The sequence below is a fragment of the Streptosporangium sp. NPDC004631 genome, from assembly GCF_053601935.1.
Genome location: NZ_JBSGCR010000020.1, coordinates 19139 through 44296, shown reverse-complemented (window position 1 = coordinate 44296; position 25158 = coordinate 19139). Strand labels below are relative to the sequence as shown.

At 70.6% G+C, this 25158-nt stretch carries 26 protein-coding genes and 1 tRNA gene; 21 read left to right on the top strand and 6 right to left on the bottom strand.

Annotated features, from left to right (window positions below; all coding sequences use genetic code 11):
* Positions 1-25: 25 nt before the first annotated feature.
* Positions 26-631, bottom strand: coding sequence for a copper chaperone PCu(A)C (locus tag ACWEF2_RS20410; RefSeq protein ID WP_453817346.1), 606 nt, complete (start codon positions 629-631; stop codon positions 26-28).
* Between the two features lie 261 nt (positions 632-892).
* Between ACWEF2_RS20410 and ACWEF2_RS20405 the strand changes: the two genes are divergently transcribed.
* From ACWEF2_RS20405 to ACWEF2_RS20390, 4 genes are all read left to right on the top strand, one after another.
* Entirely contained in the window at positions 893-1375 is a 483-nt protein-coding gene (locus tag ACWEF2_RS20405; RefSeq protein ID WP_030924410.1) for a CarD family transcriptional regulator, read from the top strand.
* A 17-nt stretch (positions 1376-1392) separates the two neighbouring features.
* Positions 1393-1872 carry a 2-C-methyl-D-erythritol 2,4-cyclodiphosphate synthase gene (ispF, locus tag ACWEF2_RS20400; RefSeq protein ID WP_453817343.1) on the top strand — a complete coding sequence of 160 codons (480 nt, stop codon included), beginning with the start codon at positions 1393-1395 and terminating at the stop codon, positions 1870-1872.
* A 167-nt stretch (positions 1873-2039) separates the two neighbouring features.
* Positions 2040-2306, top strand: coding sequence for a GlsB/YeaQ/YmgE family stress response membrane protein (locus tag ACWEF2_RS20395; RefSeq protein ID WP_453817341.1), 267 nt, complete (start codon positions 2040-2042; stop codon positions 2304-2306).
* A gap of 93 nt (positions 2307-2399) precedes the next feature.
* Entirely contained in the window at positions 2400-2666 is a 267-nt protein-coding gene (locus ACWEF2_RS20390) for a GlsB/YeaQ/YmgE family stress response membrane protein (protein WP_355597876.1), read from the top strand.
* A 304-nt stretch (positions 2667-2970) separates the two neighbouring features.
* Here the strand turns inward: ACWEF2_RS20390 and ACWEF2_RS20385 are convergent, their stop codons facing one another.
* Positions 2971-4368, bottom strand: coding sequence for a DUF2637 domain-containing protein (locus tag ACWEF2_RS20385; protein WP_453817338.1), 1398 nt, complete (start codon positions 4366-4368; stop codon positions 2971-2973).
* Between the two features lie 251 nt (positions 4369-4619).
* On the opposite strand from ACWEF2_RS20385, the gene cysS reads away from it, so the two are divergent.
* The 3 genes from cysS (at position 4620) to ACWEF2_RS20370 (ending at position 7153) form a co-directional block, all read left to right on the top strand.
* Entirely contained in the window at positions 4620-6017 is a 1398-nt protein-coding gene (cysS, locus tag ACWEF2_RS20380) for a cysteine--tRNA ligase (RefSeq protein ID WP_453817337.1), read from the top strand.
* A gap of 23 nt (positions 6018-6040) precedes the next feature.
* Positions 6041-7018: a 23S rRNA (guanosine(2251)-2'-O)-methyltransferase RlmB gene (rlmB, locus tag ACWEF2_RS20375; RefSeq protein ID WP_453817335.1), complete on the top strand. Its 978-nt coding sequence runs from the start codon at positions 6041-6043 to the stop codon at positions 7016-7018.
* Between the two features lie 62 nt (positions 7019-7080).
* Positions 7081-7153: transfer RNA gene (locus ACWEF2_RS20370), tRNA-Thr, on the top strand.
* 473 nt (positions 7154-7626) lie between these two features.
* Here the strand turns inward: ACWEF2_RS20370 and ACWEF2_RS20365 are convergent.
* Entirely contained in the window at positions 7627-7959 is a 333-nt protein-coding gene (locus ACWEF2_RS20365; RefSeq protein WP_453817333.1) for a YnfA family protein, read from the bottom strand.
* Positions 7960-8069: 110 nt separating this feature from the next.
* Positions 8070-8693, bottom strand: a complete 624-nt coding sequence (locus ACWEF2_RS20360) for a hypothetical protein (RefSeq protein WP_453817331.1) — start codon at positions 8691-8693, stop codon at positions 8070-8072.
* Between the two features lie 336 nt (positions 8694-9029).
* On the opposite strand from ACWEF2_RS20360, the gene ACWEF2_RS20355 reads away from it, so the two are divergent.
* From ACWEF2_RS20355 to ACWEF2_RS20305, 11 genes are all read left to right on the top strand, one after another.
* Positions 9030-9584, top strand: a complete 555-nt coding sequence (locus tag ACWEF2_RS20355; protein WP_453817329.1) for a flavoprotein — start codon at positions 9030-9032, stop codon at positions 9582-9584.
* Between the two features lie 143 nt (positions 9585-9727).
* Positions 9728-10261, top strand: a complete 534-nt coding sequence (locus ACWEF2_RS20350) for a hypothetical protein (RefSeq protein WP_453817327.1) — start codon at positions 9728-9730, stop codon at positions 10259-10261.
* Positions 10262-10317: 56 nt separating this feature from the next.
* Positions 10318-11286: a hypothetical protein gene (locus ACWEF2_RS20345; RefSeq protein WP_453817325.1), complete on the top strand. Its 969-nt coding sequence runs from the start codon at positions 10318-10320 to the stop codon at positions 11284-11286.
* Positions 11287-11393: 107 nt separating this feature from the next.
* Positions 11394-13424, top strand: a complete 2031-nt coding sequence (locus ACWEF2_RS20340; protein ID WP_453817323.1) for a glycosyltransferase family 2 protein — start codon at positions 11394-11396, stop codon at positions 13422-13424.
* A gap of 101 nt (positions 13425-13525) precedes the next feature.
* Positions 13526-14596: an energy-coupling factor ABC transporter permease gene (locus ACWEF2_RS20335; RefSeq protein WP_453817321.1), complete on the top strand. Its 1071-nt coding sequence runs from the start codon at positions 13526-13528 to the stop codon at positions 14594-14596.
* Complete coding sequence (gene cbiQ / locus ACWEF2_RS20330; RefSeq protein WP_453817319.1) at positions 14596-15360, top strand: cobalt ECF transporter T component CbiQ; 765 nt, start codon at positions 14596-14598, stop codon at positions 15358-15360. The genes ACWEF2_RS20335 and cbiQ overlap by 1 nt, the downstream gene beginning before the upstream one ends.
* Positions 15360-16109, top strand: coding sequence for an energy-coupling factor ABC transporter ATP-binding protein (locus ACWEF2_RS20325; RefSeq protein ID WP_453817317.1), 750 nt, complete (start codon positions 15360-15362; stop codon positions 16107-16109). Before cbiQ ends, ACWEF2_RS20325 begins: the two co-directional genes overlap by 1 nt.
* Before the next feature lie 488 nt (positions 16110-16597).
* Positions 16598-16936 carry an STAS domain-containing protein gene (locus tag ACWEF2_RS20320; protein WP_453817316.1) on the top strand — a complete coding sequence of 113 codons (339 nt, stop codon included), beginning with the start codon at positions 16598-16600 and terminating at the stop codon, positions 16934-16936.
* A 47-nt stretch (positions 16937-16983) separates the two neighbouring features.
* Entirely contained in the window at positions 16984-17757 is a 774-nt protein-coding gene (locus ACWEF2_RS20315; protein ID WP_453817314.1) for an SDR family NAD(P)-dependent oxidoreductase, read from the top strand.
* Between the two features lie 49 nt (positions 17758-17806).
* Positions 17807-18571 (top strand): crotonase/enoyl-CoA hydratase family protein, encoded by a 765-nt coding sequence (locus tag ACWEF2_RS20310; protein ID WP_453817312.1) that lies wholly within the window; start codon positions 17807-17809, stop codon positions 18569-18571.
* A 210-nt stretch (positions 18572-18781) separates the two neighbouring features.
* Positions 18782-19429, top strand: coding sequence for a rhomboid family intramembrane serine protease (locus ACWEF2_RS20305; protein WP_453817310.1), 648 nt, complete (start codon positions 18782-18784; stop codon positions 19427-19429).
* Between the two features lie 90 nt (positions 19430-19519).
* On the opposite strand, the gene serC is transcribed toward ACWEF2_RS20305, so the two are convergent.
* Positions 19520-20629 carry a phosphoserine transaminase gene (serC, locus tag ACWEF2_RS20300; RefSeq protein WP_355597841.1) on the bottom strand — a complete coding sequence of 370 codons (1110 nt, stop codon included), beginning with the start codon at positions 20627-20629 and terminating at the stop codon, positions 19520-19522.
* A gap of 309 nt (positions 20630-20938) precedes the next feature.
* On the bottom strand, positions 20939-22045 hold the full coding sequence (locus ACWEF2_RS20295) for a citrate synthase 2 (protein ID WP_453817308.1): 1107 nt from the start codon (positions 22043-22045) through the stop codon (positions 20939-20941).
* Positions 22046-22214: 169 nt separating this feature from the next.
* On the opposite strand from ACWEF2_RS20295, the gene pdxH reads away from it, so the two are divergent.
* From pdxH to ACWEF2_RS20280, 3 genes are all read left to right on the top strand, one after another.
* Positions 22215-22868, top strand: coding sequence for a pyridoxamine 5'-phosphate oxidase (pdxH, locus tag ACWEF2_RS20290; protein ID WP_453817306.1), 654 nt, complete (start codon positions 22215-22217; stop codon positions 22866-22868).
* 60 nt (positions 22869-22928) lie between these two features.
* Positions 22929-24176 (top strand): MFS transporter, encoded by a 1248-nt coding sequence (locus tag ACWEF2_RS20285; RefSeq protein ID WP_453817304.1) that lies wholly within the window; start codon positions 22929-22931, stop codon positions 24174-24176.
* Between the two features lie 157 nt (positions 24177-24333).
* Positions 24334-25038, top strand: a complete 705-nt coding sequence (locus tag ACWEF2_RS20280) for a metal-dependent transcriptional regulator (RefSeq protein ID WP_453817302.1) — start codon at positions 24334-24336, stop codon at positions 25036-25038.
* Positions 25039-25158 lie beyond the last annotated feature (120 nt).

Sequence of the window (25158 nt, the reverse complement as noted above, 5' to 3'; positions counted from 1 at the left end):
CGGCGCCGACGGCCCGGCCCGCGGCTTAGTGGCCGTCCCCGGCGTGCTGCTCCGTGGTGGAGGGGGTGGGTGTCGGGGTGGGCGACGCGCCGGTCTGCGGGGGCGTTCCCGCGGCGCCCCCCGGGGCCTGCGGGAGCCCGCCGAACTCGCGGCTGCGGGTGAGGACCGGGACCGCCAGGGGGACGACGCCCGCCTTGGCGAACTGCAGTCGCAGCTGGATGCTCTCACCGCCGCGGAGGGGCTTCTTCAGGCCCTCGATCACGATCGTGGGCGAGGGCCTGCCGACGCCGACCCGCTTGTGGGCGGGGAGGTCGACCGGGGCGGCGACCTTCGCCGAGCCGACGGCTGGGTCGACACCGACCCCGATGAGCGTGTCGGCGTTCTGGTTGGTGTTCACCAGCGACAGGTACAGCGGCGTCGCTCCACCGGCCGGCAGCGACGAGCCGGAGTCGGGGCCCAGGAAGAAGGCCTGGGAGATGTCGATGCCCCTCACCTTGGCGGTCGACGCCTCGGTCGGGGAGTAAGGGTGGCTGGTAATCGCGTCGAATCCGGCACCACAGCCGGTCAGGACCGGGGCTGCGGCGATGAACGCGGCGGCGGCGATCGCCCAGTGACGGCTGTTGCGGGTCACGGTGCGAGGTCTCCTTGTCACACAAGAGGTTGGGCAGAGCCCACCTTATCCATGGACTTCGCCGGGTTTTCCGGCGGCCCAACCGGTCGTCAGGAGGCGCGGAACGCAGGTCATGAAGGCTTTTCACACCCCTGATTCATAGAGTCGCGCACTTGTCAAGCCTTAAAATGCGGCTTTGACCTGCAGTTATGGGGATTTCACTGTTCCGAGAGGCTGTGGATACGTGGTACTCTTGAGTACAGCGGAAGGGGTACTTGTCACATGACTTTCCAGGTCGGCGACACTGTCGTCTACCCCCACCACGGGGCTGCTCGGATCGAGGCCATCACGACCCGAACCATCAAAGGTGAGGAAAGGACCTACCTGGTTCTCAAGGTCGACAAGGGCGACCTTACCGTCCAGGTGCCGGCTGACAACGCCGAACTCGTAGGTGTTCGCGATGTCGTCGGTCAAGAGGGTCTTGAGCGCGTCTTTGACGTGCTTCGCATGCCTCACACCGAAGAGCCCACGAACTGGTCCCGCCGCTACAAGGCCAACCTGGAGAAGTTGGCGTCCGGTGACGTCAACAAGGTGGCCGAGGTCGTTCGCGACCTGTGGCGACGAGACAGGGAGCGCGGGCTCTCCGCAGGAGAGAAGCGCATGCTTGCAAAGGCGCGGCAGATCCTGGTCAGCGAGTTGGCGCTCGCCGAGAAGACCAACGAGGACAAGGCCGAGGCGTTGCTCGACGAGGTTCTCAACTCCTGAACACGACATTTCCACGGGTGGGCGTCGGGGTCGACGTCCACCCGTTCGCATCCGGTCGCGAGCTCCGTCTCGCGGGGTTGCACTGGCCGGGCGAGACGGGCCTGGCCGGGCACTCCGACGGTGACGCCGCGGCCCACGCCGCCTGCGACGCGCTGCTCTCCGCGGCGGGTCTGGGCGATCTCGGCGGTCTCTTCGGGACCGCCGATCCCCGTTGGGCGGGTGCCTCGGGCACCGCGCTGCTTGAGGAGACCGCCAGGAAGGTGCGCGCCGCCGGTTTCGAGATCGGCAACGTGGCCGTCCAGGTGATCGGGAACCGCCCCAAGATGGCGCCCCGCCGCGCCGAGGCCGAGAAGGCGCTCAGCGCCGCCGTGGGGGCTCCGGTGAGCGTCAGCGCCACCACGACCGACGGTCTGGGCCTCACCGGGCGTGGCGAGGGTGTGGCGGCCGTCGCGACCGCGATCGTGGTGAACCTCGGTTCGCCGCCGGACGTCTCCTGACACGGGCGGAAAAGCGCTCCGATCGGCGGTGCGGCCGACGGTGTGGACACCGGCCGGGGCGGTGGCCCGTCCGCCGGCGCGGTACGGGCCGTCCGTTTTTCGGAATGACTTATGAATGTCGTGGGTAGCCCCCTATTGACCATGTCTCGTCATCGGGGGGAGCCGACATGATTGGCTCGATTATCGGCGCGATCATCATCGGCGCCATCATCGGCGCGCTGGCGCGCCTCATCGTTCCCGGACGGCAGAACTTCTCGATCGGGCTGACGCTCGTCGTGGGCATCGTGGCCGCGCTCATCGGCACGGCCATCGCGGCCGCCTTCGGGCTCGTCCACACACGGGGAATCAACTGGTGGGAGCACATCATCCAGCTCGCGCTCGCCGTGCTGGGAGTGCTGCTCGTGATCCAGATGCGCGCGAGAAAGACCCACTGAGCTGGAACTTTGCCGCTCTCAGGAATAACCCTGACGTGGAGGGTACCCGTCTCCCGTGAGCGTGAAGGACACCTCACTGGGAGGTTGATGAGTATGACTATCGAGTCCATCCTCGGGGCCATCGTCATCGGCGCCGTCGTGGGTGCCGTCGGCCGTCTCCTGCTTCCCGGCAGGCAGGCGATCGGATGGATCCTGACCATCGTCGTCGGCATCGTGGCCGCCCTCATCGGCACCGCCATCGCCCAGGTTCTCGGAGTCGCCACCACCAACGGCATCGACTGGATCGAACTCGTCATGCAGGTCGTGCTGGCCGTCATCGGTGTCGGCCTGGTCGCCGGTCTGAAGCGCTCCAGGGTCTAGACAGCGGGTGCGCGCGCCCGGTGGCCCCGTGAAAGGCCCAAGACGCCCTCCGGCCCCGCAGGTGCACGCGGTGACGCGCATGTGGTCACCGTCCGCCGGAAGACCCGCTCGGTTCCGTCCGGTGAACCGAGCGGGTCTCAGCCGTTCGGAGCCGGTTCGGGGAACACCCGAAACCGGCTTCCGGCCGCGCGGAGCGGGCCGGAGGTGAGTGAACCGCCGGCCCGCAGCGGGGCGCCGCCCACCTGATCGTGGGCGAATGGCTGCGGGCCGGTCTCCGGCCGTCGGCCGGTTGCGCGGCGGCTCCTCACCCCTCCGGGGGTGTGGGGGTGCTGCGCACACGCCCGGAGGGCGGGGCCGCCGACTCCTCCTCGGGCCGCACGATCACCTCTTCCGCCGCGTCCTCCCCGGCCGGCGGGGCACCCGGCCCCGGATCCCGGGCTGGGCCGGACGGCCTGCGGCGCGCCGGTGAGGATTTCCCGGTCACCGCCAGGATCGGCTGGGTGTCGGCGTCGCGGTTGCCCACCTCGGGCTGTCGGCTCTCCTCGGCCGAGAGGGCCTCACGGTCCCCCCGAGGGGCGGTCTCCTGACTCTCCGTTCGCTCGTCGCGCGGGGCCGGCGGAGAGTCCGCACCGGCGTCCACGGTCTCCACCCGCTCACCGGCCCGGCTCTCGGGGCGGGCCGCCCCCCGTACGGCGCCGCGGGGCGGATGAACCAGCAGGTCGCCCTGGCGCGGCCGGATCAGGTCGCCCCAGCGCACCGGTCTGCCCGGCGCGGGATCCACGGGGGCCTCCGGGGGCTCCGCGCTCCCGGGGGCATTCCCGGCGCCGGTCTCCGTGCCGGTCTCGGTACCGGTCTCCGTGAGGACCTCGGCGCCGCCCCCGGTGCCGCCGTCGGCGCCGTTCTCCACGATCTCGGGCGTCTCAGGCGCCGGAGTGGGACCGACCACCGGGAGGGCGGCCGGAAGGTCGTGACGCGGAGCCGACTCCATCGGCGGGGCGGCCGATGGGGCCGGAACCCTCTCGACCGGCAGATGATGGACAGGGGGGTGGTCCGGATGGGCGGGATGCCCCGGGTGAGCGCGCTGTTCCCGCCGGGCCGGAGGGACGGGGGAGCCGAGGGGGTCCTGCCGGGCCGGGGACTCGGCGGCCGGCGGGTCGGCCTCGGGGAACGGCACGATGTCACGCTCGTCGCCCGCCATGGCCGTGTAGGCGACGGCCCGCCGGGCGGCGGCGTGGTTGATCAGCAGCAGCCAGAGCCAGAGGGCCAGGAACAGCGCCGTCCAGGGGGCGACGGCGACCACGACGGCCGCCTGCCGTACGTCCACCGTGACCCGGACGGCGGTGGCCACCTCGGCGGCGACCGCGGCGGCGAACAGCAGGACCAGGACCACGCCCGCCTGCAGGCGCACCGTCCAGCGTCCGCCTCGGAGGAGTAACACGCTGATCAGCGCGATGGCGAGCAGCGCGTCGAAGACCGCGGGATAGAGGTAGGCGAGTCCGGGCGGAGCCTCGCCGGTGATGGCGAGACCACGCAGGTCCTCGAAGGAGAGCACGCACGCGGCGGCGGTGAGCGCGGCCACGCCGACTCCGACGAGGGCGATCCCGGCACGGCGCAGGGCAACGATCGCCCTGCTCGGCTGGGCGGGCGGTGGTGAGGACGGGCGGGAGACCATGTCTGCCGCCGCGGGGGATTTCACGTCCATGGCGCTTCGAGCCTACAGAACGGGTACCTGACATGATCGGTGGACTCGGGTGGCACGAGGAGGAGAGACGGCTGACCCGCGGGCACGGAGGCCGATCGTGCGGGTGGTCCCCGAGCGGGTCCATCCGTGAGGGTGATCCTCGAATGGGCACAGACGGCATTCGCGGTCGTTGTTATAAAAAGTGCTACTGGGCAACCTCAACGTCTCGTAACCAGGCTTGTGAGGGGATGTAAGGCGTTAGCCTTGCCTCCGTGAGCCTGCACCTATACGACACCAGCGTACGTACGGTCCGTGAATTCGTTCCGGTCGAATCCGGCCGGGCGTCGATCTACCTGTGTGGTGCCACCGTGCAGGCTCCCCCGCATATCGGCCACATTCGCTCCGGCGTCAACTTCGACGTGCTCCGCCGGTGGATGGTCCGCTCGGGTTACCAGGTGACCTTCTGCCGGAACGTCACCGACATCGACGACAAGATCATTCGGGTCGCGGCGGCCGAGGGCGTGCCGTGGTTCGTCGTCGCCGAGCGTAACCAGCGCGCCTTCACCTGGGCCTACCAGGTGCTCGGCTGCCTTCCGCCGACCGTGGAGCCCCGGGCCACCGGCCACGTGCCCGAGATGATCGAGCTGATGGAGCGGCTGATCGCGGCCGGCCACGCCTACGCCTCCGGCGGGGACGTCTACTTCGACGTGATGTCCTACGCCGACCGGTACGGCTCGCTCTCCAACCAGAGGCTGGAGAACCTCCGGGGCGCCGGTGACACCGAGAACGACTCGGCCAAGCGCGACCCGCGCGACTTCGCGCTGTGGAAGGGCGAGAAGCCCGGGGAGCCGACCTGGCCGACCCCGTGGGGCCGTGGCCGTCCCGGCTGGCACCTGGAGTGCTCCGCCATGGCGACGAAGTATCTCGGGCCGACCTTCGACATCCACGGCGGCGGCGTCGACCTGATCTTCCCGCACCACGAGAACGAGCTGACCCAGTCGCAGGCGGCCGGGGACGGCTTCGCGCGCTACTGGATGCACAACGGCATGCTCAAGATCGGCGCGGAGAAGATGAGCAAGTCGCTCGGCAACTCCCTGCTGGTCCCCGAGGTGACCAAGAAGGTCCGGCCGGTCGAGCTCCGCTACTACCTGGCGGCCCCGCACTACCGCTCGGCGATCGAGTACTCCGAGGAGGCGCTCTTCGAGGCGGCCTCGGCCTACCAGCGCATCGAGGGCTTCGTCACCAGGGCGGCCGAGGTGATCCACGACGTGGACGCGCACGCGCCGCTGCCCCAGGCGTTCGCCGACGCGCTCGACGACGACCTGGGCACCCCCCAGGCACTCGCCGTGGTGCACGAGGTGGTCCGGGAGGGCAACGTCGCGCTGGCCCAGGGCAACAAGGAACAGGTCGCCAGATTGCTGGCCGAGACGCAGAACATGCTCGACGTGCTCGGCCTGGACCCGCGCTCGGAGCAGTGGCGCTCCTCCGGCGGCGGATCCGAGCTGCACTCGACCGTGGACACGCTGGTCCGCGTGGCTCTGGAGCAGCGCCAGGCGGCACGGGCCCGTAAGGACTTCGCGGCGGCCGACGGCATCCGCGACCGGCTCGCCGAGGCCGGGATCCTGGTGGAGGACACCGCCCAGGGACCCCGTTGGGAACTTTCGCGGTAAAAGCAGGCCGTACCCTAGACAGCATGGCTGGTGGCGGTAGAGGGTCCGGGCGACCCGCGAAGAAGAAGAGTCCGACCAAGGGTACGGGCGGCAACGTCCGCCGTGGTCTGGAGGGCAAGGGGGCGACCCCCCCGGCGCACATGCGCCACTGGCACAAGGACAAGTCCCGCGCCGAGCGGATCGAGCGGGAGGAGAAGGGCGGCCGGCCCTCCTCCCCCTCCTCCGTACGCCCCGCGCCCCGCGGCAGGCGGAGCGAGGACGCCCCCGAGTACATCGGCGGACGCAACCCCGTGCTGGAGGCGCTCCGCGCCGGTGTGCCGGCCAACACGCTGTACGTGGCCCTGCGCATCGACAACGACGACCGGGTCAAAGAGGCCGTCCGGATCGCCGCCGACCGCGGCATCGCGATGCTGGAGGTCGGCAGGGAGAAGCTGGACCGCGTCACCGAGGGGGCGATCCACCAGGGCGTCGCCCTGCAGATCCCGGCGTACGAGTACGCCCACCCCGAGGATCTGATCCGCCTCGCCCAGGACGCGGCCGAGGTGCCGCTGATCGTCGCCCTCGACAGCGTCACCGACCCGCGAAACCTCGGTGCCATCGCCCGCTCCGCCACGGCCTTCGGCGCCCACGGCCTGCTTGTCCCCTCCCGTCGTTCGGCCGGGGTGACGGGCGGCGCCTGGAAGACCTCCGCCGGCACGCTGGCCACCCTCACCGTCGCCCGCGCCGTCAACCTGACCGCGACCCTGCGCGACTACCGTGAGGCCGGCCTGTTCGTGATCGGCCTGGACGGAGAGGGAACGGTCGACCTTGAGAACGCCAACCTCCTCGACGGCCCGCTGGTCGTCGTCGTAGGCTCGGAGGGCAAGGGTCTGTCCCGCCTGGTCCGCGACTCCTGTGACCTGGTCGTCCGCATCCCGATGAACGCCGCGGCCGAGTCGCTCAACGCGGGCGTCGCCGCGGGCATCGCCCTGTACGAGGTGGCCCGCCACCGCCGCCGCTAGCGTTCTGTGCTCCCAGCGGTGACGCCTGAGGCGTAAGCGGACTACACTCATCAGGCGACCGTGCCGACGTAGCTCAATCGGCAGAGCGACAGTCTTGTAAACTGTAGGTCAGGGGTTCGATTCCCCTCGTCGGCTCGTATAGCAAAGGCCAGGTCACCCGATAATCGGGGACCTGGCCTTTTGTCATTCACCGGACCTTTATGATCTTCCGTGCCCGTTGCGTGCCCGATGGCTTTCCACGCCCGTCGGCCCGTGCCTTTCCGAACGCCTTCCCGAGGGCTTGGGCGATGGCCCTGTCCCGGTCCTGACCGGCGTGCTGGTAGATCAGCGCCGCCCGCGTGGAGGAGTTCCTCATGCGGGACATCGACTCCTTGAGACTCGCTCCGGTGAAGGCCACCAGGGTGTTGCCGGTTGCGACCCCTCGTAGGGGTGATGAGGACCCCCAGGGTAAAGTCGCAGCTCAAGCGTCTTCCCGCTGAGGCGTTCCGGCGGAATTTTTCAGTAAACCCGGGAGGTCTGCTGAAAAACCCTTCGGATGACCATCATGCCACGGCCCCCGAGATCCTTGCGGGCTCTCGCTGTCCTCGCGGGGGTTGCCCCAGCTCTGGTCAACCGCGTGGGGCGTACATGATGACGAGTACGCCGAGTAGGCAGACGGTGGCTCCGATGACGTCCCAGCGGTCGGGCTGGAACCCGTCCACCGCCATGCCCCACACGAGTGAGCCCGCGACGAACACCCCGCCGTAGGCGGCGAGGACGCGGCCGAAGTCGGCGTCCGGTTGCAGGGTGGCCACGAGCCCGTACAGGCCCAGGGCGACGAATCCGGCTCCGGCCCAGAGCAGCCCGCGGTGTTCTCTCACCCCCTGCCAGACCAGCCAGGCCCCGCCGATCTCGGCGAGGGCGGCCAGCAGGAACAGCAGGAGGGAGCGTGCGACAGTCACGGCTGTGACTTTAGGGGACCGTCCCCGACCGGCCGACGTGGTGGACGGCCGGCAGACCCGCCGGGGGGCGCGGGTGGCCGGAATCACCGTCCTCGTGGGCGGTGTGGCTGTCAGAGGTCGCAGACCTGGGTGGTCAGAACGGTCTGCCAGGGTTGGCCGTCGGGCTCCCCTTCGTCTTGGTCGTTCACCGGGTTGACGGCGGTCATCGTCAGGGGGGCGTAGGCGGTTCTCTCGCCGCCGTTCGCCTTCACGCGGATGGGAATCGGCCAGTCCCCCACGGGGACGGCCCCGCATCCGGTGACCCGGTATTTCAGCTCGAAACCCGACGTCTGCTCCGGCTGGAGCGTCCGGGGCGGGCGCCTGAGGGGAGACAGGAGTCTCAGCCCCGGCCCGTTCCGGCCTATTCCGGAGATCGTCACGGGCCTGTCGTTCAGGTTCTGCACGTTCACCTTGACGGTGAACCGCCCGCGGACCCTGCGGCCGTCGTGGACGGCCTCGCTTGAGTTCTCCGCCGCCTCCAGCCGGAACTGGAGGGGCGTGGTCGAGGTGGATCGTGATCTTTGCCTGAAACGCGGAGACGCGTTCGAGGCCGGTCGCGGTTTCGAGGAACCGATCCGCGGTTTCGAGGAGTCGACCGTGGCGGAGGTACGGGGGGCCGCGAGCAGCCCGCACACGACCATGAGCGCCAGGGCAGAGGTGAGTCCGGGCGCCCCGGGACCTCGATTGCCAGTCATACCGGAGGTCTTTCACTGCATTGGGCACCGGACAAACCCATGGTGTGATCACGCTGAGCTAAACGTTCCCGGTGGGGGGCTTCCGGGCTGTCCCGTGGTCTCGTGATGACGGAGACCGCGCCGGTGAGCGCGTCCCCGCCCCCGGCTCTCCACAGCGGTGCCGAGGTCCCGTCCTTCGCGGTGGAAAGGCTCCGTGGTAGAAGCTCTATGGGGGAGCTCGACGCCTCATGGCGTGGCCCGGGTCCCCTCCAAGGTCTCGTGGAGCGGTTCCGGCGCCTCGGGGGAGGCGCCCCCGCGCCCCGTGGCGGAACCCCGGCTCCCGGTGGAGGAACGTCGATGACGCGGTCCAGAGGTGTGCTCTACATCGTCGTGTGCGCGGCGGGCGCCGCCGGTGATGTCGGCCGTCTGGTCGGGCTCGCCCAGGACGGGGGGTGGGCCGTCCAGATCGTCGCGACCCCGTCGGCCCTCGCCTTCGTCGACGTCCCGGCCCTGGAGGCGCGGACCGGCCGCCCGGTGCGCAGCCGCTACCGCACGCCGGACGAGCCCAAGCCCCCGCGGGCCGACGCGATCATCGTCGCCCCGGCCACCTACAACACCGTCAACAAGTTCGCCCGCGGCATCGCCGACACCTATGCCCTCGGACTGCTGGCCGAAGCCCCCGGCCTGGGCATCCCCGTGGTCGTGGTGCCCTTCGTCAACGACGCCCTCGCCTCTAGGGTCCCGTTCCGCCGGAGCGTCGAGACGCTCCGGGCCGAGAACGTGTGTGTTCTTCCCCGTCCGGGAGAGTCCGGCCCGCATCCGCTCGGTTCCGGAGACGACCGTTCTGACGTCTATCCGTGGCGGCGCGCGCTCACCGAGGTCGAGGCGCGGCTCGCCGCCGACGGCGGGTGATGGAAATTGTCCGCTCATATGCGACGCAATTGACGACATAAACCTATAAGTCGCCCAGCGGGGCAAGAACACGACCTCCATGGAACTTGCACTCAACGTAGTCGAATAGCTACTATCGGTGAAAAAGATCTTGGGGGGATCCTATGGCGACAGTTTCCAGAGTCAGACCGCTGCTGGTGGGCCTGCTGGTGGCGGGGGCCACGGTCGGAGGCCTCTCCGGGCGGACGGCGCCGGCCCGGGCGGACACGGACACCGGAAGCACGACGGCGAACGTCCAGGTGGGCCTGTCGATCACGTTGAGTGAGCTGAGCCCCTCGTTCACCCTGACCGGCAACCCGGGGGCCGCGGTGACGACCGGCACCCCCGTCACGATGAGGGTGACGACCAACAACTTCGCCGGTTACAACGTCACCGTCCAACCGGCCGCCGCGACCCTGGTCGGCGCGATCGTGGGAAACACCGACTCCATCCCGATGACCCTGCTGGAGGTCAACGGCCCCGCGCAGGCGGGCACGTTCGCCGCCCTGACGCCCGACACCCCGTTGGAGGTGGCGCGCAAGACGTCGGCGTCGGACCCCGACGGCGACGTCATCAACCACAACTATCGGATCACCGTTCCCTTCATCCGCCCGGACACCTACAGCGGAACGATCAACTACGTCACGACCACCCTGTGACACCCGCTCGTCTTTCATAGATCACTCGTCCAACGACCGCACGGGAGGGCCGCGCAGTGGCCGGAAGGCTTCAGCGCACGATCGCCGCGCTTCTGATGGCGGGCGGCGTGGTGCCGGCGGTGGGTCCGGGAGCATCGGGGGCGTCAGGCGTGGTCCCCGCGCCTGACTTCTCTCTGACGGTGAGCCCGACGAGGCTCATCGTGGGGCCGGACGAACTCGGCCGTGTTCAGACGTTCCAGGTCGAGAACGGGGGGCGGCTGCCGGTCGACGTCGTGGTGAACCGGGCGAGCTTCACCATGAGCGAAGACGGGAGGATGATCCTCGACGCCGGCGCCCCCCACTCGGCGGCCGAGTGGGTCGAGGTCAGTCCCGCGAAATTCCACCTGGCCCCCGGCGAGGGGCGGCCGGTCGCCGTACGGATCGACCCTCCGGTGGATCTGGACAACGGCGAGCACGAGGTCGCGGTTCTCTTCGTGGCGCCGCCGGCCCCCCGCGCCACCGCCTACAACATCAAGATCAACCGGGCTATCGGGGCGCCGGTCTACATCACCGTCCCGGGGCCGATCGACACCTCCCTGCGCCTCGGCGGCCTGCGCTCTCCCGGCTTCGTGATGAGCGGCCCCGTGGATTTCGGGGTCACCGTCGACAACGTGGGCACCGTGCACCGTGACTTCTTCGGCCGGGACGGCCTGAGCGTCGAGGTCGACGGGCGGGAGGTCCCGTTCCCCGACTTCACCGTGCTCCGCGGGACCAGCCGGAACGTCGCCGTCCGGTGGGCGGATCCGCCCCTGATGTGCGTCTGCCATCCGAAGGTGTCGATCCCGGGGCCGGGCGGGCCGTCCAGCCGGAGCGCGACCGTGGTCATCTTCCCCCTGCACCTGTTCGCGCTGATGATCGGCCTGGCGCTGGTGCTCTACCACCTCGTACGGCTGGCACGGCGGCGCTACCACACGCACGTGCTCGACGCGGCCCGGAGGCTGCGCGGCGACGGCGAGAACGACCTCCGGCCGGACGGCGAGGCGTAGCCGGGCCGGATACGGCGTTCGGCCACGCACGGGCCACCCTTCGTCACATACTGAAACGCTACATAAGCGTTTAGTGACCGACGAGGGGCACGGCGGTGACGGGGACGATGCTTCAACGAGTCCGCACGAAGCAGGGTGGCGAGGCCGCGGGGGTGGCCGGGGGAGCCGCGCCGGCCGGGGGGACCGTGGCCGAGCGGGGTGGAAGGGCCATGGGAAAGGGCGTCCGGGAGGACAGGGCGACGATGGAGGAGGCGGGCCGGGCCGACATCGACGTCAGCGTCGTCGTCCCCGTCCACAACTGCCGTCCCTATCTGGACAGGTGCCTGACCTCGCTGCTGGTCCAGCGGGTCGGCAAGGAGATCGTCGTGGTGGACGACGGCTCCACCGACGGCAGCGCCGAACTGCTCGACCTCTACGCCTCCTACCACCGAGGGGTCATCCGGGTCGTCCGGCAGGCCCACTCCGGCGGCGCGGGCCGCCCCCGCAACGTGGGGCTCGCGCACGCCCGCGGCAGATACGTGTTCTTCTGCGACGCGGACGACTATCTCGGCCCCGAGGCGCTGGAGCGGATGCTCGCGATGGCGGAGCGCAACGGCTCGGACATCGTCCTCGGAAAGGTCGTCGGGCACGACCGCAGGGCGCCGGTCTCGATGTTCCGGCAGAGCGCCGACCGGGTGGCGCTCGGCGACAGCGCGGTCTACAACAGCCTGAGCTGTTTCAAGCTGTTCCGCCGGGAGATGCTGGAGCGGCACGTCATCCGCTTCGACGAGGCGCTGCTGGTGGGGGAGGACGTCTTCTTCACCGCCCACGCCTACTGCCACGCCGCGGTGATCTCGGTGGTCGCCGACTACGACTGCTACCACCTGGTCGCCCGGCCCGACGGCAGCAGCATCATGCAGCGGCCGGGCAGTCGCGACCCGGTCTTCTGGCTGCGGATGATCAAGCAGGTGGTCGAGCTGATGGTCGCTCACGTACGGCCGGGCGCGCTCCGCGACCACCTGCTCCGGCGCCATTTCCGGCTGGACGCCTTCGGTAGCCTCGGCAGGCCCTTTCTGGAGGCGGAGGAGGTCCAGCGCAAGGAGATCGTGGCCGAGGTGACCGACATGTGCGAGCGCTGGCTGACCGACGGGGTCCGCGAGCGGCTCGGCCCCATCGACCGGAGCCGGATCACCGCGCTTCAGGACATCGACCGCCTGGTACGGCTGGCGCACATCGAGTCGGCCGTCATCCGCAGGGAGCTCACCGGAGTGCGGTGGGGGCAGGACGGCCGGCTGACCGTCTCCGGCGCGGTCGCGCTGAGTGTGCTGGAGCAGCGTGACCGCCCCGAGCTGGCGGTGGGCGGTCTGGCCCTCGTGCTGCGGCGCAGGCCGGGCGGCGCCGAGCGCTCGGGTGCCTCCCCGCGCTCAGGCGGCGCCGAGCCGTACGGCGGGGCGGCGGGGGCCGCCGAGCTCGTGGTCCCCGTCACCGGCGACGCCGGAGGGTTCACCGGCCTCGTCGACGTCGCGGGGCTGCCCTCGGGCGTGTGGGACGTTCACCTCACCGTCGAGTGCGAGGGCATCACCCGTGTCGCCCGGCTCGGCGCCGACCGCGACGGGCGGATCGCCCCGCCGGCGCCCCGCGTGATCGACGGTGTCGTCGTGCTGCCGTACTTCACCCGGCCGCACGGCAACCTCAGCCTCGACGTCGGCGGGCACGTGGTGAGCGTGCCCGGCAGCGCGCGGCTGACCCGGACGCGCTGGTCGATCGGGCACCGGCTGATGCTCGCCGGTGAGGTCGGCGTGGGCTCGGCCGTGCCGCAGGCGCACGCCGTACGGCATCTGGTGTGGCGGGAGCGGTGGTCGGGGCGGGAGCGGCGCGAGCCCGTCGAGGCCGGGGCCGGTGGCGCGTTCGCCGCCCGGCAGGCGCTGGGCCGGCTGGGGCCGGGCACGTGGGACGCCTACCTGGAGCTGGATCTGGGGGGGCCGCCCGTGCGCTTCCGGATCGACGCCGCCGCGGAGACGATTGCGCCGCCGCGCACCTGGTGGCGGGGGCCGATCCTGCGGAGCGTCAGGCCCTACGCCACGGCGGGGAAGGGGCGGCTCAGCACGGTGGTCAGGACCTACACCCCCTGGGCGCTGATCCGCCGGATGCTTCGCTAATGCCACTCCCTTGCAACTACAAGCTCATGGCCTAAAGTGGGAACGATTCCGCAATTCGGAGGCTTGTCGTGCACGTACCCGATGGCTTTTTCAATGTAGCCGTGTCGATTTCGGCCGGCGCCGTCGCGGCGGCCGGTGTCGCGGTCTGTCTGCGCGGCGCCCGCCGCGAGCTCGACGACCGGACCGCGCCCATGGCCGGGCTGGTGGCCGCCTTCATCTTCGCCGTGCAGATGCTCAACTTTCCGGTCGCCGCGGGCACGAGCGGCCACCTCCTCGGCGGCACGCTCGCCGCGATACTCGTCGGGCCGTACACGGCCGTGCTCTGCATGGCCGTGGTCCTGCTCGTCCAGGGCTTCTTCTTCGCCGACGGCGGCCTGACCGCGCTGGGGGTGAACATCACGCTCATGGGGATCGTCGCCGTCGTGGTCGGCTGGACGGTCTTCCGCCTGATCACCCGGAGCACACGGAGCAGGGGTGTTGTGGTGGCGGCCTCGTTCGTCGCGGCACTGGTCTCGGTGCCCGCCGCGGCGCTGGCCTTCACCCTGCTCTTCTGGATCGGGGGCACCGCGCCCATCGAGGTCGGCACGGTGGCCGCCGCCATGGGCGGGGTGCACGTGCTGATCGGCGTCGGAGAGGGCCTGATCACCGCGGTCACCGTCAGCACCGTCCTGGCGATCCGGCCCGACCTGGTGTACGGCGCGCGCGGCCTGGCCGCTCCGCTGGTGCTGCGCGGCGCCGACGGCGACGCCACGGTCGTCCGGCAGACCTCGGCCGGTACCCCGGCCCAGCGGACTCCGGCCCGGAGCTCGGCAGAGGTTGAGGCCGGGGCCGAGACGCGAGTGCGGGCGCAGGCCGGGCCGCGCCGCCTCGGCTGGTTCCTGCCGGTCGGCATCGCGGTGGCGGCGCTGCTGGCGGGGGCCGTCAGCTTCTACGCCTCCTCCTCGCCCGACGGCCTGGAGCGGGTCGCCGAGGACAAGGGCTTCATCGGCCACGCCACCGACCACGCCCTGGCCGGGCAGCCGCTCGCCGACTACGGCGAGGTGGGCGGCATCCCGGTCGGCGTGGCGGGCCTGATCGGCGTCGTGGTGACCCTGGTGGTCGGCGCCGCGCTGTTCTTCGCGGTCCGTCGTCTCGCCGAGAGGCACGCCTCCAAGGACGAGGTCTCCGCGTAGTGGGCGCGGGTCACCACCACCAGATCTACCGGGCGGGCGACACCCTCGTCCACCGGCTGCCGCCCCAGTGCAAGCTGGCGGCGGTGGCGGCCTTCGCACTGGTGGTGGTGGCCACGCCGCGCGAGTGGTTCTGGGCCTTCGGGCTCTACGCGCTGCTGCTGGCCGCGGTGGCGGCGGCCGCCCGGGTCCCCGCGCTCTCCGTGCTGCGCCGGATGGTGATCGAGATCCCGTTCGTGGTGTTCGCGGTGGCGCTGCCGTTCATCGGGTTCGGCGAGCGGGTCTCCCTCCTGGGCCTGTCGCTCAGCGCCGAGGGGCTCTGGTCGGCCTGGAACATCCTGGCCAAGGCCACCCTGGGTGTGGTCGCCAGCGTGCTGCTGGCGTCCACCACCGAGCCCCGGCTGATGCTGCTGGGCGCGCAACGGCTCCGGCTGCCGCCGCTGCTGGTGCAGATCGCGATGTTCATGCTCCGCTACATGGACGTGATCGTCGACGAGATGCGCCGGATGCGGGTGGCCAGGGAGTCGCGGGGGTTCACGGCCAGGGACGTGCGCCACATCCCGGTGGTCGCCAGGTCGGCCGGAGCGCTCTTCATCCGGTCCTACGAGCGGGGTGAGCGGGTGCACCTGGCCATGCTCAGCCGAGGCTACAGCGGCTCGATGCCGATCATCCAGGACCTGTCGGCGTCCGCGCGGCAGTGGCTCGTCGCGGGTATGTTGCCCGGTGCGGCGCTCGTGGCGCTGCTCGGGACCTGGGGGTTGGCATAGTGACACCGTCGCTTGAGGTGAGCCGTCTGGCGTACGCCTATCCGGACGGCACGCAGGCGCTGTTCGGCGTGGACTTCCAGATCGGGCGTGGGGAGCGGGTCGCGCTGCTCGGGCCGAACGGCGCGGGCAAGACCACGCTGGTCATGCATCTCAACGGCATCCTGACCGCCGGGCACGGCACGGTGACCGTGGCCGGGCTGCCGGTCGCCAAGGACTCGCTGAAGGAGATCCGCAGGCGGGTGGGGCTCGTTTTCCAGGACCCCGACGACCAGCTCTTCATGCCCACCGTCCGGGAGGACGTGGCCTTCGGCCCGGCCAACCTCGGGATCGGGGGAGAGGAGCTGGAGCGCCGGGTCAAGGGCGCGCTGGAGCGGGTGGGCATGCTGGAGACGATCGACCGGCCGCCGCACCACCTGTCCTTCGGCCAGCGCCGCCGGGTGGCGGTGGCCACCGTGCTGGCCATGGAGCCGGAGATCCTGGTGCTGGACGAGCCGTCGTCGAACCTGGACCCCGCCTCCCGCCGGGAGCTGGCCGACGTCCTCCGGAGCCTCGACGTGACCGTGCTCATGGTCACCCACGACCTGCCGTACGCGCTGGAGCTGTGCGACCGCGCGCTCATCCTCTCCGACGGGACGATCGCCGCGGACGGGCCGACCGGGGAGATCCTCTCCGACGCCGAGCTGCTCGCCGCCCACCGGCTGGAGCTGCCGTACGGCTTCGCACCCCCTCGCTCAGGCCACCCATCCTGAAATCGGACGTATGTCACGACACGCCGATGTGAAGGTTTATATGACCCCTTATTCGTGCTATGTATGATCTTTCAGGCGCGGGGGATGATGAGGGCGGCAGATCCGTCGGCGACGGAGGACGGATCGTGGAGTCGCGCGACCTCGCATAAGGTGACGGCGAAGTAAAGTTGGGTCTGCCTCATGGGCGGGGAGGACTGTTGAATCCTCCCCTTCGTGAACGAGGGGGATTCTCATGGGCACCCGTGAGGGGTCCTGTCTCACCGCCAGTCGCCCGTCAGAGAGGAGAGTCTCTCGTTGAGGTCTTACCCCGGCTCCACAGGCCCCGGAGGCGCTTCACCGCTCCGCACGCCTCGCGGCGAGGACACCGCGACCAACGCGCCCGGAGGCTTGGCCGTCCGCGCCACCGGACACCCTACCGAACCGCCCGGCACCGCGCCGCGTTTCCTCCCCCGCCCGAAGGCGGAGGTCTCCACGCTCAAGGAGATTTGATGAAGCTACGGCTGGCTCGTCGCGCGGTCGGTGATGCCGTGGTGGTGGCCGTCGAGGGCGAACTCGATCTGTTCACCGCCCCCTTCCTGCGAGACGAGGTCCGGGACGCCATCAAACTCGACGGCGCCAGACTGGTCCTGGATCTGACCGCCCTGTCGTTCATGGACTCCAGCGGCCTGTCCGTGCTCATCGAGGCGTGGCGACTGGCCACGGGTGAGGGGGGAGGGGTCTCCCTGGCGGCGCCGCAGGCCCCGGTGGCCCGGATCCTGCGTACCACGGGGCTCGACCGGCGGATAAAGGTCTACCCTGACGTCGGCAGCGCGGTCGGCGAGCTTTAATCCACCCTGAGGAGAACTTCATTCGGTCTCCGGGTTAAAGTCCGCTCATGGATCTGAACGGAGCAGCAGCAGTCATCTCGGGCGGTGCCAGCGGCCTCGGTGAGGCCACGGCCCGCGATCTCGCCGCGCACGGCGCGGCCGTGGTCGTCGCCGACCTCAACGAGGAGCGCGGCAAGGCACTCGCCGACGAAATCGGCGCGATCTTCGTCAAGACCGACGTCTCCGACGAGCAGCAGGTGCAGGCGGCGGTGGACGCGGCCGTGGCGACCGGCAGGCCGCTGCGCGCCGTGGTGAACAGCGCGGGCATCGGCTGGGCCGGCCGTACGGTCAACCGCGACGGCTCCCCCCATGACCTGGCGACCTACCGCAAGGTCATCGAGGTCAACCTGATCGGCACGTTCAACCTCATGCGCATCGGCGCCGCCGCCATCGCGAGGACCGAGCCGGTCGACGCGGACGGCCAGCGCGGCGTGATCGTCAACACCGCCTCCGTGGCGGCGCTGGAGGGCCAGACAGGGCAGGTCGCCTACTCGGCCTCCAAGGGCGGCATCGTCGGCATGACCCTCCCGGCCGCGCGGGACCTGGCCGCCGTCGGCGTCCGCGTCAACACGGTCTGCCCCGGCATCATCGACACCCCGATCTACGGTTTCGCGGCCGACGCCGAGGAGTTCAAGGCCAGGCTCGTGGCCCCGGTGGTGTTCCCCAAGCGGATGGGGCGCCCCGACGAGTTCGCGCACCTGGTCCGCTCACTGATCGAGAACGACTACATGAACGGCGAGGTCGTCCGTTTCGACGGCGGCATCCGCTTCCAGCCCAAGTAGCGAGGAGCCTCCACCCCGAGGGGCGGGAGGAAGCGAGAAGGAGGCAGCGGTGTCCGACGAGGTGCTGGTCGACGTCGACGGCGATGTGGCCGTCATCACGATCAACCGTCCCCAGGCGAGAAACGCCGTCAACGGCGCGGTCGCCCGGGGCGTCGCCGCGGTGCTGGACGAGATGGAGGGGCGCAGGGACGTCTCCGCCTACGTTCTCACCGGGGCGGGCGGTACGTTCTGCGCGGGCATGGACCTGAAGGGCTTTCTGAGCGGGGACCTCCCGTACATCGAGGGCCGGGGGTTCGCCGGCCTCGTCGAGGCTCCGCCGAGGAAGCCGATCGTCGCGGCGGTCGAGGGCTACGCCCTGGCCGGGGGCTTCGAGCTGGCACTGGCCTGCGACCTCGTCGTCGCCTCCGAGCAGGCCGTGTTCGGGCTGCCCGAGCCCAGACGCGGCCTGGTCGCGGCGGCGGGCGGCGCGGCGCGGCTGCCCCGGCGCATCCCGTATCACATCGCCATGGAGATCGCGCTGACCGGCGACCACTTCCCGGCCGCCCGGCTGCGGGAGGTCGGCCTGGTCAACCACGTCACGCCCCCGGGCGAGGCGCTGCCCAGGGCGCTGGAGCTGGCGAAGCGGATCGCGGCGAACGCCCCGCTGGCGGTCGCCGCGACCAAACGCGTGATCGTCGAGTCGGCCGACTGGAGCCGGGAGGAGATGTTCGCCAGGCAGCAGGAGATCATCACCCCGGTGTTCGGCTCCCAGGACGCGATGGAGGGCGCGGCGGCCTTCGCCGAGAAGCGCGCCCCCCGCTGGAAGGGCGAGTAACCCCTCCCGCGGCTCTCCGTCCCCCGCCCCCTGCCGTCCGTCGCCGGAGGGTGGGGGCGGGGCGCGCGGGAGGCCCCAGGAGCGTCCGGGGAGCGATTCAGGTGGTCACCCCGGCGCGTCCACCCCCACAAGTGCGTACGGTAAAGGTGTGGACGGGTGCGGCGGGGGCACTTGACGTCCAGGTGACCGCTCCGAGGCCAGGAGAGTGCAGTGAACGACTACGGGACCCGGATCACCCCTGCGGGCGGGGTCGTCGGCGAGCGGCTCAGACGCAGGGCGAGCACCCTGGCCGCGGGTGCCGCGGGTGCCCTGATGCTCATCGTCGTCCTGGTGGCGGCCATGTGGGTGATCGAGGTCGCCGACTACGTGCTCCCCGCCGAGTTCGACGCCTACGGCATCAGGTCGTGGGATCCGCAGGGGCTGGGCGGGATCTTCGTGGCACCGTTCCTGCACGCGGGCTTCGGCCACCTCATGGCCAACTCGCTGCCGCTGCTGATCCTCGGCTTCCTCGCCGCGCTGCGCGGGATCGGCCGGTTCCTGCTCGCCAGCCTGATCATCATCGTCGTCAGCGGCCTGGGCGTCTGGTTCGCCAGCTCGCCATCGGTGATCACGGTCGGCGCGAGCGGGCTGGTCTTCGGCTACTTCGGCCTCGTCGTCGCCCGGGGCCTGTTCGACCGCCGCGTCCTCGACGTGCTCATCGGCCTCGGCGTGGCGGCGGCGTACTACTCGATCATCTGGGGTGTGCTCCCCGGCGAGGCCGGCATCTCCTGGCAGGGGCATCTGTTCGGGCTGGTCGGCGGGGTCATGGCGGCCTGGGTGCTGCGCCGCAGGCGCCAGAGCGCGCTGCCCGCCTACTGATCCGCCCGTCCCTCGTCGCCCGGCGGCCCGCGGGGCCGGCCGAGGGCCCCGGGGCGGGGCCGGCTCTCCCCCGGGGCCGCGGCCTGTGGCCTAGAGCCGCTCGACCACGTGGTCGACGCAGTTCGTCAGGGCCTCGACGTCGTCGGGGTCGATGGCCGGGAACATCGCGATGCGCAGCTGGTTGCGGCCGAGCTTGCGGTAGGGCTCGGTGTCCACGATGCCGTTGGCGCGCAGGACCTTGGCCACCTGGGCGGCGTCCACCTCGTCGGCGAAGTCGATGGTGCCGACCACGTTGGAGCGGAACTCGGGCGCGGCGAACGGCGTGGTGTAGGAGGTCTTCTCCGCCCACGTGTAGAGCCGCCGGGCCGAGTCGGCGGTGCGGGCGGTGGTCCAGGCCAGGCCGCCGTTGCCGTTCATCCACTCGATCTGGTCGGCCAGCAGGAACAGCGTGGCGACCGAGGGCGTGTTGTAGGTCTGGTCCTTGACGGAGTTGTCGATCGCCACCGGCAGGCTGAAGAACTCGGGGACGTACCGGCCACCGCCGGAGATCTCCTCGACCCTGGCCAGCGCGGCCGGGGACATCAGGGCGATCCACAGGCCGCCGTCGGAGGCGAAGCTCTTCTGCGGGGCGAAGTAGTAGACGTCGAACTCGCTCGCCTGGACGGGCAGGCCGCCGGCGCCGGAGGTGGCGTCGACCAGGACGAGCGAACCCTCCTGGCCCACACGCCTGATCGGCATCGCCACGCCGGTCGAGGTCTCGTTGTGGGTGAGCGCGTAGACGTCCACGCCCTCCTCCAGGCGGGCCTCGGGGTGGCTGCCGACCTCGGACTTGATCACGGTCGGCTCGCCCAGCCACGGGGCCTTGGCCACCACGGAGGCGAACTTGGAGGAGAACTCGCCGAAGTGCAGGTGCTGCGACCTCTCGCGGACGAGTCCGAAGGCGGCGATGTCCCAGAACGCCGTGGTGCCGCCGTTGCCCAGGACGACCTCGTAGCCCTCGGGAAGGGAGAACAGCTCCGACAGGCCCGCGCGGACGCGCCCCACGATCGACTTGACGGGCTTCTGGCGGTGAGAGGTGCCCAGCACGCTGGATCCGGAGGCGGCCAGAGCCGAGAGCTGCTCCGGGCGCACCTTCGATGGCCCGCAGCCGAAGCGGCCGTCGGCGGGCTTGATGTCAGAGGGAATCACGATGTCAGCCACCTGACCAGCCTACTGAGCCCGCCGATCGGTACAGGCCAGGGTCCGTAATCTGAGATGGGTGTGGTGCACGCGAAAACGGTCGTCCCATGCGAAACGGCTCGCGCGGGGAAGGCCCGCCGCGGGAGAGACGCCCGCCGCCCGCGAGAACGGTCGCGGTCCGGCGGGGCGGTCGCCGTGGACGGGACGGCGCCGCGCGGAGAACGGCTGTCGCGCGAGGGGCCGCGCGACAGCCGTACGGAGTGGGACCGGACCGGCCGGGCCGGTCGGAGCGACCGGGTGGGTCAGGTCGTACGGGTCAGGTGAGGCGGATCAGAACGAGCCGACGACCGCGGCGCCGCCGGGGACGTCCTTGACCGAGCGCTGCGGCGGGCCGACATATCTGGCGCTGGGGCGGACGAGCCTGCCCGTACGCTTCTGTTCCAGGATGTGAGCGGCCCAGCCGGCGGTGCGGGCGCAGGTGAACATGGAGGTGAACATGTGCGAGGGCACCTCGGCGAAGTCCAGGATGACCGCGGCCCAGTACTCCACGTTGGTGGCCAGCACCCGGTCGGGCTTGCGGGCGTGCAGTTCCTCCAGGGCGGCCTGCTCCAGCGCCACGGCGACCTCGTACCGCGGCGTGTTCAGTTCCTTGGCGGTACGGCGGAGCACACGGGCCCGGGGGTCCTCGGCGCGGTAGACGCGGTGGCCGAAGCCCATGAGGCGCTGGCCCTTGTCCAGCTCCTGCTGGACGTACTTCTTGGCGTCGCCCAGCTTCTCGACGCCTTCGATCATGTGCAGCACGCGGGCGGGGGCGCCACCGTGCAGCGGTCCGGACATGGCCCCGATCGCGCCGCTCAGCGCCGCGGCCACGTCGGCGCCGGTGGAGGCGATGACGCGGGCGGTGAAGGTGGAGGCGTTCATGCCGTGCTCGGCCGCGGACGTCCAGTAGGCGTCGATGGCCTGCACGTGCTTGGGATCGGGTTCGCCCCGCCAGCGGGTCATGAACCGCTCGACGATGCTGTTGGCCTTGTCGATCTGGCTCTGCGGGACCATCGGCAGGCCGAGGCCGCGGGCGGACTGGGCGACGAAGCTGAGCGCGGTCACGCTGGCCCGGGCCAGGTCCTCGCGCGCCTGCTCGTCGTCGATGTCGAGCAGCTGGCGGAAGCCGTACGCGGGGGCCAGCATGGCCAGCGCGCTCTGCACGTCGACGCGGATGTCACCGGAGTGGACGGGGATGGGGTAGGGCTCGGCCGGGGGGAGCCCCGGCTGGAACTTGTTGTCGACGAGCAGGCCCCACACGTGTCCGAAGGTGACACGTCCGACCAGCTCTTCGATGTTGACGCCCCGATAGCGGAGGGCGCCCCCCTCTTTGTCCGGTTCCGCGATCTCCGTCTCGAAAGCCACTACGCCTTCGAGACCGGGTTTGAAGTCGGACATTCGCGGCCGCCTCCCTTTCTTGAAGTCAAAGCCTTGATGTCGAGATACCGGCGGGTCTTATTCAACCCTGCGAGGGGCGACGGTGTGCCGCCGGACCCTCCTGAACGGAATCGCCCCAGGTGGGGGGCGGTGCGTACTCTTTGCGTCAAGCACGGGAGAATACCTCCCTGTGGATGCCACATCGCGCCCGCCCTCGTTGGCCGGGCTTCGCCGTACCTACGAAGGTCTGCCTCTGCTGGAGGAGGACCTCGCCCCCGACCCCGTGACCCAGTTCGCCCGATGGTTCGACGACGCCGTGGCCGCCGGGCTTCCCGAGCCGAACGCGATGGTGGTCGCGACCAGCTCGGCCGGCGGGCTGCCGACGGCCAGGACCGTGCTGCTCAAGGGCTATGACGAGGAGGGGTTCGTCTTCTACACCAACTACGAGTCGCGCAAGGGCCGTGACCTGGCGGAGAACCCCCGGGCCGGCCTGCTCTTCCCCTGGCACCCCATCCGCCGCCAGGTGCGGGTGGAGGGCTCGGTGACCCGGCTGTCGCGCGCGGAGTCGGCCGCCTACTTCAGATCCCGCCCGTACGGCTCCCGCATCGGGGCCTGGGCGTCGCGGCAGTCCGCCGCCGTGCACTCCAGGCAGGAGCTGGACGACCGCTACGCGGAGCTGGCCGCCCGCTGGCCGGAGGATCCGCCGGTGCCGGACTTCTGGGGTGGTTTCCGGGTCGCTCCGCTGGAGGTGGAGTTCTGGCAGGGGCAGCTTGACCGCATGCACGACCGCCTCCGTTATCGCCGTTCCGGTGCCTCCTGGATGGTGGAACGCCTGGCCCCCTGACCGTCCTACCCGACCTTTAGTGATATATCCCCATATGTCCGGCGGGACTGAGGGGGCGGCGTGGCGTTCGGGAACTTCGTGCGGCGATTGGCGGTGGACACCCGTCCACTGGCGATCCCGGCCTACCGGCGGCTCTGGATGGGCCAGGGCGTGTCGTTCATCGGCTTCCAGCTCACCTCGGTGGCGGTCAGCGCCCAGATCTACGCCATCACCGGGTCGTCGTTCTGGGTCGGCATGCTCGGCCCGGCCAACCTGATCCCCCTGGTGGTCTTCGGGCTCTGGGGCGGGGCGGTCGCCGACGCGGTGGACCGGCGCAGACTGCTCCTGATCGGCTCGCTGATCGCCTGGACCGCGACACTCGGCCTGCTGCTCCAGGCCGCCCTGGGGGTGGCCCACGTCGGGCTGCTGCTGGCCACCGTGGCCGTGCACGCCACCGGGTTCGCCCTCACAGGGCCGACCAGAGGGGCGATCGTCCCCCGGCTGGTCCCGGTCGAACTGGTCCCGGCGGCCAACACCCTCAACTTCCTGGTGGGCAACCTCGGCACCGTGGTCGGCCCGCTGGTCGCCGGGGTGGTGCTCGCCCAGGGCGGCGTCGCCACCGCCTACCTGATCGACGCGCTGCTGTTCGGCGTCGGCTTCTACGCCGCGGTACGGCTGCCGGCGCTCGAACCGGTCGGCGAGGTGACCCGCCCCGGCCTCCGCTCCGTCGTGGACGGCCTGCGCTACATCTCCGGGCACCCGGTGGTGATGATGTCGTTCGTGGTGGACATCATCGCCATGGCGTTCGCGCTGCCCAGGGCGCTCTTCCCGGAGATCGTCGCCGAGCGGTTCGGCGGCTCGCCGATCGCGTTCGGCTGGCTGTCGGCGAGCATCTCGATCGGCTCGGTGGCCGGCGGCCTGCTGTCGGGCTGGGTGGGCCGGGTGCGGCGCCAGGGCATGGCCCTGACGTTCGTCATCGCCGCCTGGGGGCTCAGCGTCGCCGCGGCCGGGCTGGTGGGCGAGCTGTGGCTGATGGTCGCGCTGCTGGCGCTCGGCGGCGCCGCCGACCTGGTCTCCGCCGTATGGCGGCAGACGATCCTGCAGACCCACGCCCCCGACGACATGCGCGGGCGGATGCAGGGCGTGTTCACGGTCGTGGTCGCCGGCGGCCCCCGGCTGGGGGATCTGCGGGCCGGGGCGAGCGCGGTGTGGTTCGGGGCCACCGGGGCGTGGGTGGGCGGTGGGATCGCGTGCGCGGTCGTCGTGCTCGCCGTCGGGCTGGCCGTACCGGCCTTCAGGAGTTACCGGCCCGTGGCGCGGAGTGTTTGACCAGGTCGGGAAGGATTCGAGGCGTCCGGGTGTTGGCGTCCATGACCATCGTGGGCGGATCTCGCAATAGGGTCGTGGTCTGAGACTTTTCGGTCCCGCGCGGTCCCCGGGGGAGGACACCGCGCCGGGCCCGGAAACGAGTAGGGCGGGAGGAGCCTTGACCGCACACGGACTGATCGACACCACGGAGATGTACCTTCGCACGATCTTCGAGCTGGAGGAGGAGGGAATCGTCCCTCTGCGTGCGCGAATCGCCGAGCGGCTTCAGCAGAGCGGCCCCACCGTCAGCCAGACGGTGGCCCGGATGGAGCGCGACGGACTGGTCAGGGTCGAAGGTGACCGTCACCTGACCATGACCGAGCTGGGGCGCACGCTCGCGACCCGCGTCATGCGTAAGCACCGCCTCGCCGAGTGCCTGCTCACCCAGGTGATCGGGCTGCCCTGGGAGGAGGTGCACATCGAGGCGTGCCGCTGGGAGCACGTGATGTCCGAATCGGTGGAGGCGAGGCTGGTCAGCCTGCTGAACAACCCGACCGAGGACCCGCACGGCAACCCCATCCCCGGCCTTGAGGAGCTCGGTGTGACGGACGTTCCGAGGGTGGAGTGGCAGTCCCTGCCGTCCATGGCGGCGATGGCCGGACCCAGAGATATACCCGTTGTCGTCCGTCGAATTAGCGAACAAGTGCAAAGCGATCCGGCTGTGATGCTTAAACTCAAGCAAGTTGGGATACAACCCGGACGCGAGGTAACGCTCGCGGCGAGCGACGACGGTGTGCGGGTGACAGGTGACGACGAGGCGGAGAATACTCTGGCGGATCTTCCGCGAGACATCGCCGCGCACGTTTTCGTCTCCACACGCTGACCACTGCCCCTCTGGTTGGTTGAATTCCCCTCGGGAGACCCCTTACTCCCCTGCCGAGACCGCAGCAGGAGCCACCGTGGTTCGCTTTGCGCACAGCCTTCCCCGAGAAGTGGTCACCGG